The organism is Bifidobacterium sp. MSK.17.10 (genome assembly GCF_019129655.1).
In the GTDB taxonomy this organism is placed as follows: Bacteria; Actinomycetota; Actinomycetes; order Actinomycetales; family Bifidobacteriaceae; genus Bifidobacterium; species Bifidobacterium adolescentis.
In genome coordinates, this window is sequence record NZ_JAHOJD010000004.1 from 98,074 (window position 1) to 114,456 (window position 16,383).

The following is a 16,383-nucleotide window of genomic DNA, read 5'->3' on the forward strand; positions in this document are numbered from 1 at the left end:
GCTTCTGCGTTGTTAGCATGATGAATGGTGAGAGTAAGGGAGGGAACATGACCGAGGTGGACCATCGGTGCGCGGTCCTTGGCAAACCCATCGCGCATTCGCTTTCCCCTGTATTGCATAATGCGGCCTATCGAGCTCTAGGACTTGACAGCTGGTCGTATGGCAGGCACGAGGTCGGCGAGACGGAGCTTGAGGATTTTTTGGAGTCGCTTGATTCCAGCTGGGCGGGACTGAGCCTGACCATGCCGTTGAAGAAGACCATCCAGCCATATGGCGTGCCATGCAACGCGTGGGCGAAAGAGCTGAAGGTGGCCAACACCGCCGTCTTCGACTGGTCTGGCGCGAACGATAAGAACGCCGCCATCCCTGCGATCAGGCTCTACAACACGGATGTGAAGGGAATTGAGCTCGCCTTCGAGCACTCGTATCGGGCACGTGGCATGCGGATGGATTCTGGACAAGACGGCGAGGCGGTGATCATCGGCAATGGCAACACCGCCACCTCGGCTTTGGCGGCCTGCACCGAGATGCCCCACATTGGACATGTCACCGTCGTGGCACGCCATCCCGATAAGAACGAGGCGCTTGAACCATTGGCGGAAAGCCATATGGGCGTCGGCTCCATAAGCATCGTCGCCATGGACCATGCGGCGAATCTGCTGTCCCATGCGGACGTCGTCATCAACACCATCCCCGGCCTTGCCGCCGATCCGATCGCCGAGGCGTTTGCCTCAGCCGGCATAGTCACGAATGGCACGCTACTCGACGTGGTCTATGATCCCCGCCCGACCAAGCTCATGCAGGCCTGGAGGTCATGCGGCGGCACCGCCATCGGCGGCGAGGAGATGCTGCTGTACCAAGCCATGATTCAAGTCTGGCTGATGACCGGCATATGGGACAACGATCCGCCGACCGAGCCCACCAGCCATCAGAAAGTCGAAGCATTGGAGCATGCCATGCGCTCCGCGCTTAAGGAGGCCCTGTGATGAACGAAAAGAACAACGCCGTCAACCAGGCAGGCAGACATACGAGCGCGCCTTCTCCGGCCGCAGGCTTCGAAGTGCTGCTCATCACCGGCATGAGCGGCGCGGGCCGGTCCCACGCGGCCAACAGCATCGAGGACATGGGCTGGTATGTGGTCGACAACATGCCGCCGAAACTGCTTGTCCCGCTGGTGGACATGATGACCAGCTCCGGTTCGAACATCCACAAACTCGCCGCGGTCATCGACGTGAGGTCACGTGACTATTTCGACGACCTGTCCGCCGTGCTGAGCCATCTGGACGATCTTGGGGTGAAGACCCGCATCCTGTTCCTCGACGCCAGCAACGAGGTGCTCATCAAGCGCTACGAATCCGTGCGCAGGCCCCATCCGCTGCAGCAGGGCAATCGTCTGATCGACGGCATCCTTGAGGAACGCGACCTGCTGAAGAACCTCAAAGAGCACGCCGACATCGTCATCGACACCTCGGCATTGAGCATCCATCAGCTGTCCACGAAACTGTACGAGGGTCTGCTTGGTTCCGGACCGACCACGGTTTCCGTGCATATCTTCAGTTTCGGATTCAAATACGGCATTCCGATAGACGCCGATTTCGTGGCGGACGTCCGGTTCCTTCCCAACCCGTTCTGGGTGCCGGAGCTTCGTTCGCTGACGGGCAAGGACAAACCGGTCAGCGACTACGTGCTCTCCAGCGAGGGCGCGGAGGAGTTCCTTGACGCCTACGAGAAAGCCATCGCCATCGCCATCGAAGGTTATGCGCAGGAAGACAAGCACTATGTGACCATCGCGTTCGGATGCACCGGCGGCCAGCACCGTTCCGTGGCCATGAGCGAGGCCTTGGCCAAGCGCCTGCGTGCGCGTGGTCTCACGGTCTCCGTATCGGCCCGCGAGCTGGACAAGCGTTCGGCCGATTGATGACCGCATTGTGAGAAGACAGTATCCAAATACAAAGAAAAGCTGCCGGCTTTGTCCAAGTTATTCGGTATCACAGTAAGCCGGTAGCAGTGCGGGTCGAGTCCGCGACTCGCCTGAAATTATAGGGAAGAACAGGAAAGTAGGAGGTTGGCTCTTGGCTCTTCTGGATGACGTCAAAAGCGAGCTGGCCGCAATCGACAACGAGTTGCCCATCGCCAAAAAGGCACAGGCGACTGCGATGATTCGATTCGGCAATGGTTTGCACTCGGTGGATCACCACATTCTCGTGCAGGCGCAGCTTGATTCCCAAGACGCGGCCATATGGCTGCAGGACACCATCAGAAATCTGTACGGCCACGAAGCCACGCTTACCCCCGTTTCCAGGCAGACGCCGACCGGCGTGGTGCAGCGCTTCATAGTCCGCGTCCCCAAGGGCAGCGCGGCTCTGGTGCTGCAGACCGGCCTGTACAGCCGTTACACCAAAAACATGGTGCTGGGTCTGCCGGGCGACATCATCAACGGCAAGATCGCCCAGATCAAGGCCGCCTGGCGTGGCGCGTTCCTCGCAGGCGGACACCTGTCCGACCCGGGCAAGGCCAGCTATCTCGAAATCGTATGTCCGAATCATGAGGCCGCGCTGGCGCTGGTCTCCACCGCGCGTCGTCTCGGCATCACCGCCAAGCCGCGTAAGCTGCGCAGCTCCGAACGTGTGACGTTGCGCGACCCCGATGCCATCGAACGCATGCTCATCCTCATGGGCGCCCCTCATTCCGCCCGCGAATGGACCGGAAAGCGTTCCGACGGAGAGGCCCGAGGCAAGGCGAACCGTCTGGCGAACTTCGATGACGCCAACATGCGCCGTAGCGCCAAGGCCGCCGCGGAAGCCTGCGATAAGGTCCGCCAGGCCTTTGAAATCCTCGGCGACGACGTTCCGGACAATCTTAAATCCGCCGGCCAGCTCCGACTCGACCATGCCGACGCGTCCCTTGAGCAGCTGGGCCGTCTCGCCGACCCGCCAATCACCAAGGACGCGATCGCCGGACGTATCCGTCGACTGCTGCAATTGGCTGAGAAAACGGAGAAGGCACGCCGTCAAGCGGCTTGATTTTCGTTTCCGGAAACAAAACACCATGCGACTTTTCCGTCGTATGGTGTTTTTTGTTCGTTTGGGCTTGTATTATGCGTAAGTGGCAATATGGCCATTCCACGCTTACAAGCGGCTAGGAAAGGATATACATGAAGACACTCAAGGATCTTGGAGATCTCAAGGGCAAGCGCGTTCTGGTTCGCGCCGATTTCAACGTTCCGCTGGACGGCACCACGATCACCGATGATGGTCGTATCAAGGCCGCCCTGCCGACCATCAAGGCTCTGCGCGAACAGGGTGCGAAGGTCATTCTGATGGCTCATCTCGGCCGTCCGAAGGGCAAGGTCGTTCCGGAACTGTCCCTGGCTCCGGTCGCCGCCCGTCTCGGCGAGCTGCTCGGCATCACCGTTCCGCTGGCTGCCGACACCTATGGTGAGGACGCCCAGGCCAAGGTCGCCGCTATGAACGATGGCGACGTCGTGCTGCTGCAGAACGTGCGTTTCAACCCGGAGGAGACCAGCAAGGATCCGGAGGAGCGTGCCGCATACGCCAAGAAGATCGCCGCTCTCGGTGAGGTCTTCGTCTCCGACGGCTTCGGTGTCGTGCACCGCGCCCAGGGCTCCAACTATGATGTCGCCGCCGATCTGCCGGCCGCCGCTGGCCTGCTGGTCGAGAAGGAAGTCAAGGCACTGTCCCGCGCCACCGTGAACCCGGAGCGTCCGCTGACCGTCGTGCTCGGCGGCTCCAAGGTCTCCGACAAACTCGGCGTGATCGACAACCTGCTGGACAAGGCCAACCGTCTGGTCATCGGCGGTGGCATGGCGTACACCTTCCTCAAGGCCAAGGGCTACGAGGTCGGCACCTCCCTGCTGGAAGAGGACCAGATCGAAACCGTCAAGGGCTACATGGAGCGCGCCGAGAAGAACGGCGTCGAACTCGTGCTGCCGACCGATGTCGTCATCAACCCGGTCTTCCCGAAATCCGATGAGGACATCGCTCCGGAAGTCGTGGCCGCCGATGCCATTCCGGCCGACAAGATGGGTCTGGACATCGGTCCGGAATCCCAGAAGCTCTTCCACGATAAGATCGTCGATTCCAAGACCGTCGTGTGGAACGGCCCGATGGGCGTGTTCGAGGTCCCGACCTTCGCTGAAGGCACCAAGGCCGTGGCCCAGGCTCTCGTCGATGCCACTGCTGCCGGCGCATTCACCATCGTCGGTGGTGGCGATTCCGCTTCCGCAGTGCGCAACCTCGGCTTCCCGGAGGATGGCTTCTCGCACATCTCCACCGGTGGCGGCGCCTCCCTCGAGTTCCTCGAGGGCAAGGAACTGCCGGGCCTGAAGGTGCTCGACTGATCTCAGAATCATGAAGGGGTGCTTCCTCATCAGTGGGTGGGGGAGCACCTTTTGCGTATTTCGCATACAATGTCACAAGAACGACCTTTCGCTTTGACGAGCACGGACGGGAGACGACGAATATTATGGGGCCGAAACGGATTCCTTTGGTGGCCGGAAACTGGAAGATGAATTTCGATCATCTTGAAGCGACGTATTTCGTACAGCAGCTTGCATGGAATCTTCGGGCCGTCCATTTCGACTACAAACGTTGCGAAATCGCATTGATGCCGTCATTCACCTCACTCCGCAGCGTGCAGGTCGCCGTCGAATCGGACAATCTGAAAATCCGCTACGGGGCCCAAGCCGTCTCAGTCACCTCGCAGGGAGCGTTCACCGGCGACGTCTCCGCCGATATGATCGCCCATCTCGGCTGCTCGTACGTGATCGTCGGCCATTCGGAACGACGCAAATACCATCCCGAAGACGACGCGAACATCGTCGACCAGGTGAGGGCCGTGCTTGCTGCCGGCATGCAGCCGATACTTTGCGTCGGAGAAAGCTACGAGGAACGGCGCAAAGGCATAGAGCTCGATTTCGCGGTCGGCCAGGTGCACGACGTGACGCGGGACCTGTCCGATGAGGAGGCCGCGAAGCTGATTGTGGCGTACGAGCCGGTATGGGCGATCGGCACCGGCATGGTGGCTACGCCTCAGTCGGCACAGGACGCGGCCAGGGCGATCCGAAACGACCTGTCCGATACGTTCGGAACACGGGTCGGCGAAACGGTGCGAATCCTGTACGGCGGTTCGGTGTCCTCGAAAAACGCGGTGGAACTGATCAACGAGCCGGATGTGGACGGCTTCCTGATCGGCGGCTCCGCGTTGAAGGTCGATGAACTCACACGCATCTGCAAGCTGACATTGGAAACAACCGCCTGAAAACTTTTAAAAAGCATGGTTGGACGCTCGATTTTTTCAACACCATGCGCTATTATCAGAAACAGTGTTTACGAACTGGAGGTTCACCCGTGTCCGCTATGGCTACTGTCAAGCTTGTGCTGCAGATTCTTCTTGTCATCCTCAGCCTCTTGCTCACCTTGCTTATCCTTATGCACAAGGGTAAAGGCGGCGGCTTGTCCGACATGTTCGGCGGCGGACTCACCCAGAACGCGGGTTCCTCCGGTGTCGCGGAAAAGAACCTGAACCGTTGGACCGTCATCATCGCCCTGCTGTGGGTGGCCATCATCATCGCCCTCGGTCTGATGACGAAATTCAACCTCATCTGATTGACGTAATTTGGTTTGGCCCATGACCGGCTTCACGGTCATGGGCCAAACTTGTCTCCGGCTAGATTGCTCCCGCAAAGGATTCAAATGACTTCGACAAACAACACCTATGATGACGTGACCATGGTCGTCGCCGATCTGGACGGCACACTGCTGCACGACGGAAAGACTTTCGAGGACCGTTTCCTGACGCAACGATCCATTGACAGCATCAACCGCATGCACGACGCCGGCATCAAATTCGTGGTGGAGACCGCGCGACCGGTCAGCACCGGCTACTCGTTCGTGCAGAAGCTTCCGGTTGACGCCGTCGCCTATCTCAACGGGGCGCTGTTGGATTTCAACCCCGTCTCGTCCGATTACGATATGCTCACCTCACCGACACTGCCGAAGGACGGACATCTGCAGAAGATCGGATTCTCTTCGAAAAGGGCCTGCGAGGTCTGCAAGTACCTGCTGGAGGAACTGCCTGGCATGGAAGTGGGCATCGTCATGGATGATGTCAGGTACACGAATTTCGACGTCACGAAATACTGGAAGACGCAGACCTGGCGATACACGGATTTCGATGACGTTCCGGACGGCACCGCGGACAAGCTGATCCTGTTCCCGAACGAGGAGCAGTGGAAGCGTGTGGGACGGCTCATCCCCGACGATTTCGACGTGCATATCTCCGAAGGCTCGCTGTGGATGCTGATGAATCCGCAGGCCAATAAGGAGCATGCATTGAGCATCCTCGCCGATCGCATGTCGACGCCGTTGTCACGGACCGTCTCATTCGGCGACGATTTGGTGGACATCGCCATGCTTCGTGAATCCGGCAGGGGAGTGGCCGTGGCCAACGCGAACCCCGACGTGTTGAAAATCGCCGATGAGATCTGCCCTTCGAACAATGATGACGGCGTGGCCCAATGGGTTGAGAACAATCTGCTTTGACCGACCCCCCCCCACATGGAGTCTTTTCACGGAATTGAACTCATTCATGCAGCGGCATGAAACACATCCACCAAAATTGAACTCTTTGTCTTTCTTGGTGCCCTGTCGTGCTATTCTTTGAACTAGCTTTTGTTTAAATTGAACTGGAAGGATAGGCATGACGGAATCATTCTCGACCAGATTGAATGATGCCATGGCATTACGCGAGCTTAAACAGATTGATTTCGTTCATGCTGCGGAAAAGTTCAATATCAAGCTCGGCAAAAGCCATATGAGCCAATACGTCAGTGGCAAAACCGTTCCCCGTGCCGATATCGCGCATTTCCTTGCCGCGTATCTGCGGGTCAACGAGGATTGGCTGATGGGCAAGGATGTTCCCATGGAAGAGCATGCCGCGATTTTGCCGGATTTTGCCGGTGAACAGCCCGACCATGTTGACGATGCATCCGAGCAACCGACAGAAGGAAGAACCATGCGCACTTTTACGAAATCCCACAAGCTCGACAACGTGCTGTACGACGTCCGTGGACCGGTCGCCGACGAGGCCGCGCGCATGGAGGCCGCCGGCACGCACATCCTGAAACTCAATATCGGCAATCCGGCACCGTTCGGCTTCCGCACGCCGGATGAAGTGGTCTACGACATGTCGCAGCAGCTGCCCGACACGGAAGGCTATTCGCCGTCGAAGGGCCTGTTCTCCGCGCGCAAAGCCATCATGCAGTATGCGCAGCTGAAGAACATCCCCAACGTGTCCATCGACGACATCTACACCGGCAACGGCGTCAGCGAACTTATCAACCTGTCCTTATCCGCGTTGCTGGACAACGGCGACGAGGTACTCGTGCCGTCGCCGGATTATCCGCTGTGGACAGCTTGCGTGAATCTGGCCGGCGGAACCGCGGTGCATTACGTCTGCGATGAGGATTCCGAATGGTATCCGGACATCGACGACATGCGTTCCAAGATTACCGACAAGACCAAGGCGATCGTCATCATCAATCCGAACAATCCGACCGGCGCGCTGTATCCGAAGGAAGTGCTTCAGCAGATTGTCGATCTTGCGCGAGAGCACCAGCTCATGATCTTCTCGGATGAGATCTACGACCGTCTGGTCATGGATGGGTTGGAGCACATCTCCATCGCGTCCCTTGCGCCTGACCTGTTCTGCGTGACGTTCTCCGGATTGTCGAAGTCCCATATGATCGCCGGCTGGCGTGTCGGCTGGATGGTGCTGAGCGGCAACAAGCGTCTCGCCAAGGATTACATCGAGGGTCTGAACATGCTGGCCAACATGCGTATGTGCTCGAACGTGCCTGCGCAGTCGGTGGTGCAGACCGCATTGGGCGGCCATCAAAGCGTCAAGGATTATCTGGTGCCCGGCGGCCGCATCTACGATCAGCGCGAGTTGGTGTACAACATGCTCAACGATATTCCAGGCATCACCGCGGTCAAACCGAAAGCGGCGTTCTACATCTTCCCGAAGATCGATGTGAAGAAGTTCAACATCCATTCCGATGAGCAGTTCGCGCTTGACCTGCTGCATGACAAGCATATCCTCATCAGCCACGGCGGTGCGTTCAACTGGCAGGAACCGGACCACTTCCGTGTGGTCTATCTGCCTCGCATCAGCATGTTGAAGGAGACCATCGGCGAAATCGGCGACTTCTTCAGCACGTATTGGCAGGCTTGATTTTCGGTTCGCTTTTCTTTCGATTATGGCCGCGATCTGATATCGCGGCCTTTTTGTCTTTCCGTATGTCTTCTGCGCGTATTATTTCGGCATACGAAAAAGAGGTCTCCATCAAAAGATGGAGACCTCTCGGCTTTTATCCGTTTAACGGTGCTGTATCAGCGAATGATTCAGCCGTTGACGCGGTCGATGCCAGCCTGGACGTCGGCGAGGACGGTGTCCCAGGACTTGATGAAGGCTGCTACGCCGTCAGCTTCCAGCTTGTCGGTGACATCCTTGATGTTGATGCCCAGATCGGCGAGCTTGTTCATGATGGCGTGGGACTCTTCGTAGGTGCCCTTGATGGACGGAGCGCCATTGCCGTGATCGGCGAGAGCGTTCAGGGTCTTCTCCGGCATGGTGTTGACGACGAACGGAGCAACGAGCTCGTCGACGTACTTGCAGTCGGAGTAGGCGGCGTTCTTGGTGCCGGTGGAGGCCCACAGCGGACGCTGCTTCTTGGCGCCCTTGGCTTCAAGAGCGGCCCAACGCGGATCGTTGGCGAACTTGTTCTCGAACAGCTCGTAAGCCAGGCGAGCGTTGGCCACAGCGGCCTTGCCCTCGAGAGCCTTGGCTTCGTCGGAGCCGTTGGCTTCCAGCAGCTTGTCCACAGCGGTGTCCACGCGGGAGACGAAGAAGGAAGCGACGGAGCCGATGTGCTTCAGGTCGTGGCCGTTGGCGTCAGCCTGGGCGATGCCCTCGATGTAGGCGTCGATGACCTGCTCGTAACGCTCCAGGGAGAAGATCAGGGTGACGTTCACGGAGATGCCCTTGGCCAGGGTGGCGGTGATTGCCGGCAGGCCTTCGAGGGTGGCCGGAATCTTGATCATGGCGTTCGGACGGTTCACCTTGGCCCAGAGTTCCTCGGCCTGCTTCTCGGTGGCCTCGGTCTCGTGAGCCAGACGCGGATCCACTTCGATGGAGACGCGGCCGTCAACGAAATCGGACTTCTCGGCAACCTCACGGAAGATGTCGGTGGCGTTGCGCACGTCGGTGGTGGTGAGCTCGCGCACGGCGGTCTCAACGTCGACCTTGCCCAGTTCCTTCAGCTGCGGATCGTACGGGCCGACCTCGTGCAGAGCCTTCTGGAAGATGGACGGGTTGGTGGTCACGCCGACAACGTTCTTGTTGGCGATGAGATCCTGCAGAGAGCCGGACTCGATGCGGGAGCGGGACAGGTCGTCCAGCCAGATCGAGACACCGGAGTCAGAGGTGCGCTGAGTTGCTTCAGTCATTGTTTTTTCTCCTTGATACCTTTTTGGATCAAATCTTGTTTATCGGTGAAAGGGGAGGGGCGCATGCTGTCGTGTCCCTCCCCGTATCATCACTTGGCGGCTTCGACTTCCGCGATGGAGGCCTTGGCGGCTTCCACAACGTGCTCGGCGGTGATGCCCAGATCGATCATGTTCTGAGCGCCATCACCCTGCAGGCCGAACTGCTCGATGGACACCGGCTTGCCGTAGGAGCCGAGGTACTTGTACCACGGCATGGCAACGCCGGCCTCGACGGAGACGCGGGCCTTGACGGCGGCCGGAAGCACGGCCTCCTTGTATTCGGCGTCCTGCTCCTCGAACCATTCCACGCACGGCACGGACACGACGCGGGCCTTGATGCCCTCGCCGGCCAGGGTCTTGGCAGCGGACACAGCCCACTGGACTTCGGAACCGGTGGCCATGATGATGACGTCCGGGGTGCCCTCGGTGTCGACGAGCACGTAAGCGCCCTTCTTCACGCCGTCCTTGGCCTTCTCAGCGGTCTCGGCGAGAACCGGGACGCCCTGACGGGTCAGAACCATAGCGGTCGGCAGGGTGTTCTTCTTCTCGAAGAAGTAACGGTAGGCTTCAGCGGTCTCGTAAGCGTCGGCCGGACGAGCGACCTCGAGCTGCGGGATGGCGCGGAAGGAAGCCAGATGCTCCACCGGCTGGTGGGTCGGGCCATCTTCGCCGACTGCGACGGAGTCGTGGGACCACACGTACAGGTTCGGAATCTGCATGAGGGCGGCCAGACGCACGGCGGAACGCTCGTAATCGGAGAACATGAAGAAGGTGCCGCCGTACGGACGGGTGTGGGAGCCCAGCAGGATGCCGTTGGTGATGGTGCCCATGGTGAACTCGCGCACGCCGAAGTGGAGCTGACGGCCGTACTTGCTGCAGTTCGGCCACTGCTTGGTGGCGCACTCAGCCGGGGCGAAGGTCTCAGCGCCCTTGAGGTCGGTCTTATTGGAGCCGCCGAGGTCGGCGGAGCCGCCCCAGAGTTCCGGCATGACGGCTGCGATGGCGTTCAGAGTGGAGCCGGAAGCGCCACGGGTGGCGACGTTCTTGCCGACTTCGAAAGTGGCCTCGAGGTCATCGATGGCCTTGTCGAAGCCTTCCGGAAGCTCGCCGGCCTTGATGCGGTCGTACAGGGCAGCCTTGTCCGGGTTGGCCTTGCGCCATGCGTCGTACTTCTCGTCCCATTCCTTGTGGGCTTCGAGACCGCGCTCGGCGACCTTGCGGGCGTGGGCGAGGGCCTCTTCGTCAACGTGGAAGGACTCCTCCGGGTCGTAGCCGAGGAGCTTCTTGAGGCCGGCGACGGCCTCGGCGCCCAGCTTGGAGCCGTGGGAGGACGGGTCGTTGGTCTTGCCCGGGGTCGGCCATGCGATCAGGGTGTCGACCTTGATGAGCTTCGGCTGGTTCGGGGCGGCGGCGCGGGCCTTGGCGATGGTGTCGGCCAGGCCTTCGACGTCCTCCTTGTAGGAGCCGTCAGGCTGGATGAAGCTGAACTCGTCGGTGTACCAGCCGTATGCCTGGAAGCGCTTGAGCACGTCCTCGGCCAGCACCAGGTTGGTGTCGCCTTCGATCTGGATGCGGTTGGCATCGAAGATCACGGTCAGGTTACCGAGCTGCTGGTTGGCGGCGAGGGAGGCGGCTTCGCCGGAGATGCCCTCTTCGATATCGCCTTCACCGCAGATGACCCAGATGTTGTGGTCGAACGGGGACTCGCCTTCCGGAGCTTCCGGATCGAGCAGGCCACGCTGGAAACGCTGGCCATAGGCGAAGCCGATGGCGGAGGCGAAGCCCTGGCCCAGCGGACCGGTGGTCATTTCGATGCCCGGGGTCAGGCCGTATTCCGGATGACCCGGGGTACGGGTGTCGGCGCCGCCACGGAAGTTCTTCAGATCGTCCAGGGTCAGGCCGTAGCCGGAGAAGTACAGCTGGACGTACTGGGTGAGGGAGGCGTGGCCACCGGAAAGAATGAAACGATCGCGGCCTTCCCAGTTGGGGTCGTTCGGATCATGCTTGATGAAGTGCTGGTACAGGGTGTAGGCGATAGGCGCCAGGGAGACGGGGGAACCCGGGTGGCCGTGTCCCGCACGCTCAACCGCGTCGGCCGACAGGACCTTGGCCATCTTGATGGCGCGTTCGTCCAGCTCGGTCTCCTTGAATTCGGTCATGGATTACTTTCCTTCCAATTGGTCGGGCCGCGTATCCGGCTTGTGCCGAGCGCTCGACGCCCTCACATTGCGTTTCCCATAGTAGCGATGTGAGGTGACGTTGTGGTGAAATTTTGGCGTGTTTTGGTAGTTTGTGTGCTGTTAGCGCTCACAATTAACATTCGCGTGAACTTCAGATGTTCGTTTGTCGATATATCTCCCAATGCCAGTCGCCGCAAGCCTTTGCCGCATGAAGGAAACTACTCTGGAAGCGAACGAATTAGCACTCCGGGCGCCGGAGTGCTAAAACATTAAAAGAAGTTTTCCGGGTACGTCTCATCAGCACCGTCAAACATAAGGCGTACCGGCACACACCTATGCATAAGGAGGCGCGCATGGCGCAATCAAGACGCATGCTGGTGTTGCGTGCCGTGGTCGAGGATTACATCCGTTCTCAGGAACCGGTGGGTTCCACCACACTGACCCGGGATCATGACCTCGGCGTCAGCTCCGCCACCGTGCGCAACGACATGGCGGCCTTGGAAGATGAAGGCTATCTTATTCAGCCGCACACTTCGGCCGGCAGGGTGCCGACCGAAAAAGGGTACCGTTACTTCGTCGACCGTTTGGCGACGGTCGTTCCGCTATCGGAGGCCCAGCGCCGCGGCATCAACAGCTTTCTGTCCGGATCGGTCAATCTGCAGGACACGCTGCAGCGGGCCGCCCGGCTGCTGGCGCAGATCACCGGACAGGTCGCCGTCGTGGCCGCGCCGTCACTGTCGAAGTCGACATTGCGGCATATCGAAATCGTGCCAGTGTCCATTAATACGCTGCTTGCCGTAGTGATCACCGATACCGGCCGTGTCGCGCAGCATATCCTCAACGTCACGAAATTGCCGGACGTGACGACGCTCACTCATCTGACCAACGAGATCAACACGCAATGCTCCGGCGTTTCGCTGACCCGCACGGCCGATTGCGTACGACAGATGGGAGCGCGCAAGGAATACCATGCGATCAGCACGCTTGCGGAAACGCTTGCGCAGGCCTTTGATGGCATGGCGGATGACGAACGCGCGAGCGAATTGTACATGGCGGGCACTTCACGGCTTGCGCATCAACGCACGGTGGCCGACCTGGCCCCGCTGTTCGACGCGTTGGAGGAGCAGGTGGTGCTCATGAAGTTGATGAGCTCGCTGAGCGAAACCACGCAATCCGACGGCGTCGGAGTGGCGATCGGTTCCGAAACGCACACGCCCGGTTTGCTGCACGCCTCAGTGGTAACCAGTGGCTACGGGCGTACCTCCGCGGCCGCCACGGACGGCGCGACGCATGCGGCCGCATCATCACAGACGGAAAATCAAAGCGGTGATGATACGCAGCAGGCGGGCGAACCGGTCGCATTCGTCGGATCGATCGGGCCGACGCATATGGACTACGCGGCGACCATGGCCGCCGTGAGGGCGGTCGCCAGATATCTGACGGCGTTCCTCGCCCACGATGAAGGTCAGCCGGCCGACTGACCCCGCCTTATGGCACAATGACACGCAGAACCAACAGGGAGAAAGAATAATCGTGACGGACTATTACGAAGTGCTGGGCGTCGACCGTTCGGCAAGCGACGACGAGATCAAAAAGGCGTATCGAAAGATGAGCCGCAAATACCATCCCGACATCGCAGGTCCGGAATTCGAAGACAAGTTCAAGGAAGTCAACAACGCGTACGATGTGCTGTCGGATCCTAAGAAACGGCAGATGTACGATGCCGGCGTCGATCCGAACGATCCGAATGCGGGCGGCATGCACGGTGGCGGATTCGGTGGCGGATTCGGCGATATGGGGGACATCTTCAGCATGTTCACCGGTGGCGGATTCGGTGGCACCGGCGGTGGACCGACTCCGCGCACCCAGCCGGGGCGTGACGCGCTTGTTTCCGCGACCATCGATTTGAAGACGGCGGTGTTCGGCGACACCACGCACGTCAAGGTCAACACGTTCGGCCTGTGCCAGGAATGCGGCGGCACCGGCTGCCAGAACGGCACACAGCCCACACAATGTCCCGACTGCCACGGTCAGGGATATGCGCAGCGCGTGGTACGCACCATGCTCGGCCAGATGATGACCACCGCGCCATGCGAACGCTGCGAAGGCCATGGAACGGTCATCGAGAAGCCGTGCCCGTCCTGCCTCGGCCATGGCCGCGTGCGCGTCACCCGCAATGTCGGCGTCGCGGTGCCGGCCGGCGTGGCGAACAACACCCGTCTGCGTCTCGCTAATCAGGGTGAGGTCGGCGAAAATGGCGGCGTCGCGGGCGATTTGTATGTGGATATCCGCATCAAGCCGGATGACATGTTCACTCGTGATGACGACGATTTGCATTGTTGGATCAAGGTGCCGATGAGTTGGGCCGTATTGGGGCACGAAGTCGAAATCGACACCTTCGACGGCAGGCAGACGCTGGATATCCCAGCCGGCAGCCAGCCGGACGATACCGTGACGTTGAAGAACCTCGGCGTCACGCATCTCGACGACAAGAACGAGCGCGGCGATTTGGTGGCGCACGTAGTGGTGGAGATTCCTAAGAAGCTGTCCGATGACGAGCGGGAGCTGATTGAGCGGTTCGGCGAGATGCACGACACGGACGCCCAGCATGTTGTCGTGAAGTCCCGTCCGTCGTCCGGCGCGAAGAAGGGGTTCTTCTCCAAGCTGAAGGACGCGCTGCGCTAGTTTTCGCAATCCAATCGAATACGGGACATGTGAAAGAAGTCCGTATCCCAACTCATAACCTTGGGATACGGACTTCTTTCACATCTGGCGTGGCGGGTGATTCCCGCCTATTTGAGCAGCGACCTGCACATGGTGCGATACTGGCTCACATATCCTCCACCGAAGAACACGCAATGTCCTGCAATGGGGTAGAGCTGCCATAATGTGATGCGGTCCTGCCATCCGGCCTTAAGCGGATGCGCCGACTGATAGCCTTCGAGGATGTCCGTAAGATATGACATGCCGAACAGGTCGAGCATGGCAAGGTCTTCCTCACGGTGCCCACCGTGAGCCGCAGGATCGATAAGCACGGCTTCGACGTCACCGGAATCAGCAGTCCACATGACGTTGCCGCTCCACAGGTCGCCATGCACGCGTGCGGGCTTGTCGTTGGCGGCCTTGCCTAGGATGTCGGGCAAGGCGTCGATAACGGCTTCAGTCAGTTCCATGTCATAGTCGGTCAGTTCGCGACGTTTCATGCCGAGTCGTACCATCGGACGCAATCTGCCGTCCGCCAGATAGGTGGCCACATCATCCCAGGCACCGGTATCCATCGGGACGGGATCCTGCAATGGCCCGAAATAGCAGGTGCCGTCGTATCCAGTTGGAGCGGAGCCAAAATGTTCGGCACCGGCATCATGCATATGAGCTAGCGCAACACCGAAATCGCGCGCGGCTTGGATGGTCGGACCGCAGGCGTTCACGCGTTCAATGTCGAGATAATCCTTGCCCCAGTCGTATACGTCGACCACGCGTGGGCCGCCCTGCGATTGCGCCTCGCCGAGCCATTTGAGGCCGCGTCCCTCGCATTCAAAGAAACCTTCGGGGCTGAATGCCCTGCTTTTGCGGTATTTGCCCATGCCGATGAGCCTTTCTCCCATGCCGGACATGCCGGCGTACTTTTGGCTCCATTGTGTGCATGGTTTGAGACAACTATGCCGGGATGCCTTGAAAACTAGACCCCTCTCGCTACTCTTGGTCACGGAAAAACAGACGAAACCGTATTTCTACGAACATAAAGAGGGTTCATGAATTTCTTCCAAGCGATTTTCCTTGGCCTGGTGCAGGCGTTGACCGAATACTTGCCGGTCTCTTCCAGCGCCCATATCCGTATCATCGGCGATTTGATGCTGGGCTCCGATCCGGGTGCTGCGTTCACCGCCATCATCCAGATCGGCACCGAGCTTGCCGTGATCCTGTATTTCCGTCATGACATCATCCGCATTCTCGGCGCGTGGTTCGGCTCCTTGTTCGGCAAGGAGGGCAAGGACTTCAAGAGCCGTATGGGCGCGCATAACCGCGACACGCAGATGGGTTGGTTCATCATCATCGGCACGCTGCCGATTCTGATTGCCGGTCTGTTGTTCAAGGACGCCATCGAAAGCACGCTGCGTAATCTGTGGATCACCGTTACCGTGCTGATTATCTTCGGTATTCTGCTGTGGGTGGTCGACGCCCGCGCCAAGCAGGTCAAGACCATGGATGAGATGACCTGGAAGGATGCGCTGATCTTCGGCATCGGTCAGATGCTGGCGCTGATTCCTGGCGTTTCCCGTTCCGGCGGCACCATCACCTTCGGCCGTGCGATGGGCTATACCCGTGAGGCTGCAGTGCGCGTGAGCTTCCTGATGGCCATTCCGGCCGTGTTCGGCGCGGGCATCCTCGAAGCCGTTTCCGCGGTCAAGGATGTGGCCGCAGGCAATGCGGGAATGTTCCCGGGCTGGGGTGCGACCATCGCGGCCACCATCGTGGCGTTCGTGGTCGGCTATGTGGTGATCATCGGCTTCCTGAAGTTCGTGTCCACCTTCTCGTACAAGGCGTTCGCCATCTACCGCATCGCGCTGGCCGTTGTCGTGGCTCTGCTGCTGATCTGCGGCGTGCTGCACCCGACGGAAGTCGTTGCCGCCGCGTAA

Annotated in this window: 14 protein-coding genes; 11 read left to right on the plus strand and 3 right to left on the minus strand. The window is 59.6% G+C overall.

The annotated features are described in order from the left end of the window. Window positions 1–47: 47 nt before the first annotated feature. The 8 genes from KSX58_RS04400 (at window position 48) to KSX58_RS04435 (ending at window position 8,253) form a co-directional block, all read left to right on the plus strand. Entirely contained in the window at window positions 48–986 is a 939-nt protein-coding gene (locus tag KSX58_RS04400) for a shikimate dehydrogenase (protein WP_021913444.1), read from the plus strand. Further along, window positions 986–1,918, plus strand: a complete 933-nt coding sequence (gene rapZ, locus KSX58_RS04405) for an RNase adapter RapZ (protein WP_003809197.1) — start codon at window positions 986–988, stop codon at window positions 1,916–1,918. Before KSX58_RS04400 ends, rapZ begins: the two co-directional genes overlap by 1 nt. Before the next feature lie 154 nt (window positions 1,919–2,072). Beyond that, on the plus strand, window positions 2,073–3,023 hold the full coding sequence (gene whiA / locus KSX58_RS04410; protein WP_003809200.1) for a DNA-binding protein WhiA: 951 nt from the start codon (window positions 2,073–2,075) through the stop codon (window positions 3,021–3,023). Window positions 3,024–3,154: 131 nt separating this feature from the next. Next, window positions 3,155–4,360, plus strand: coding sequence for a phosphoglycerate kinase (gene pgk, locus KSX58_RS04415; RefSeq protein WP_021913443.1), 1,206 nt, complete (start codon window positions 3,155–3,157; stop codon window positions 4,358–4,360). A gap of 125 nt (window positions 4,361–4,485) precedes the next feature. Beyond that, window positions 4,486–5,280, plus strand: coding sequence for a triose-phosphate isomerase (gene tpiA / locus KSX58_RS04420; protein WP_003809204.1), 795 nt, complete (start codon window positions 4,486–4,488; stop codon window positions 5,278–5,280). Window positions 5,281–5,378: 98 nt separating this feature from the next. Then, on the plus strand, window positions 5,379–5,627 hold the full coding sequence (gene secG / locus KSX58_RS04425) for a preprotein translocase subunit SecG (RefSeq protein WP_003809205.1): 249 nt from the start codon (window positions 5,379–5,381) through the stop codon (window positions 5,625–5,627). A gap of 87 nt (window positions 5,628–5,714) precedes the next feature. Then, entirely contained in the window at window positions 5,715–6,563 is an 849-nt protein-coding gene (locus KSX58_RS04430; protein ID WP_003809206.1) for an HAD family hydrolase, read from the plus strand. Window positions 6,564–6,720: 157 nt separating this feature from the next. Continuing rightward, on the plus strand, window positions 6,721–8,253 hold the full coding sequence (locus KSX58_RS04435; RefSeq protein ID WP_003809207.1) for an aminotransferase class I/II-fold pyridoxal phosphate-dependent enzyme: 1,533 nt from the start codon (window positions 6,721–6,723) through the stop codon (window positions 8,251–8,253). Window positions 8,254–8,423: 170 nt separating this feature from the next. On the opposite strand, the gene tal is transcribed toward KSX58_RS04435, so the two are convergent. Together tal and tkt are read right to left on the minus strand one after the other, a co-directional pair. Further along, window positions 8,424–9,527 carry a transaldolase gene (tal, locus tag KSX58_RS04440; protein WP_011743200.1) on the minus strand — a complete coding sequence of 368 codons (1,104 nt, stop codon included), beginning with the start codon at window positions 9,525–9,527 and terminating at the stop codon, window positions 8,424–8,426. A gap of 89 nt (window positions 9,528–9,616) precedes the next feature. Beyond that, complete coding sequence (tkt, locus tag KSX58_RS04445; RefSeq protein WP_033499477.1) at window positions 9,617–11,725, minus strand: transketolase; 2,109 nt, start codon at window positions 11,723–11,725, stop codon at window positions 9,617–9,619. A 374-nt stretch (window positions 11,726–12,099) separates the two neighbouring features. Between tkt and hrcA the strand changes: the two genes are divergently transcribed. Beyond that, window positions 12,100–13,227, plus strand: coding sequence for a heat-inducible transcriptional repressor HrcA (gene hrcA / locus KSX58_RS04450; protein WP_021912843.1), 1,128 nt, complete (start codon window positions 12,100–12,102; stop codon window positions 13,225–13,227). 52 nt (window positions 13,228–13,279) lie between these two features. Further along, on the plus strand, window positions 13,280–14,431 hold the full coding sequence (gene dnaJ, locus KSX58_RS04455) for a molecular chaperone DnaJ (RefSeq protein ID WP_039775144.1): 1,152 nt from the start codon (window positions 13,280–13,282) through the stop codon (window positions 14,429–14,431). A gap of 107 nt (window positions 14,432–14,538) precedes the next feature. Here the strand turns inward: dnaJ and KSX58_RS04460 are convergent, their stop codons facing one another. Further along, window positions 14,539–15,330: a fructosamine kinase family protein gene (locus KSX58_RS04460; protein ID WP_042990662.1), complete on the minus strand. Its 792-nt coding sequence runs from the start codon at window positions 15,328–15,330 to the stop codon at window positions 14,539–14,541. 168 nt (window positions 15,331–15,498) lie between these two features. On the opposite strand from KSX58_RS04460, the gene KSX58_RS04465 reads away from it, so the two are divergent. Then, window positions 15,499–16,383, plus strand: a complete 885-nt coding sequence (locus KSX58_RS04465; protein WP_003809231.1) for an undecaprenyl-diphosphate phosphatase — start codon at window positions 15,499–15,501, stop codon at window positions 16,381–16,383.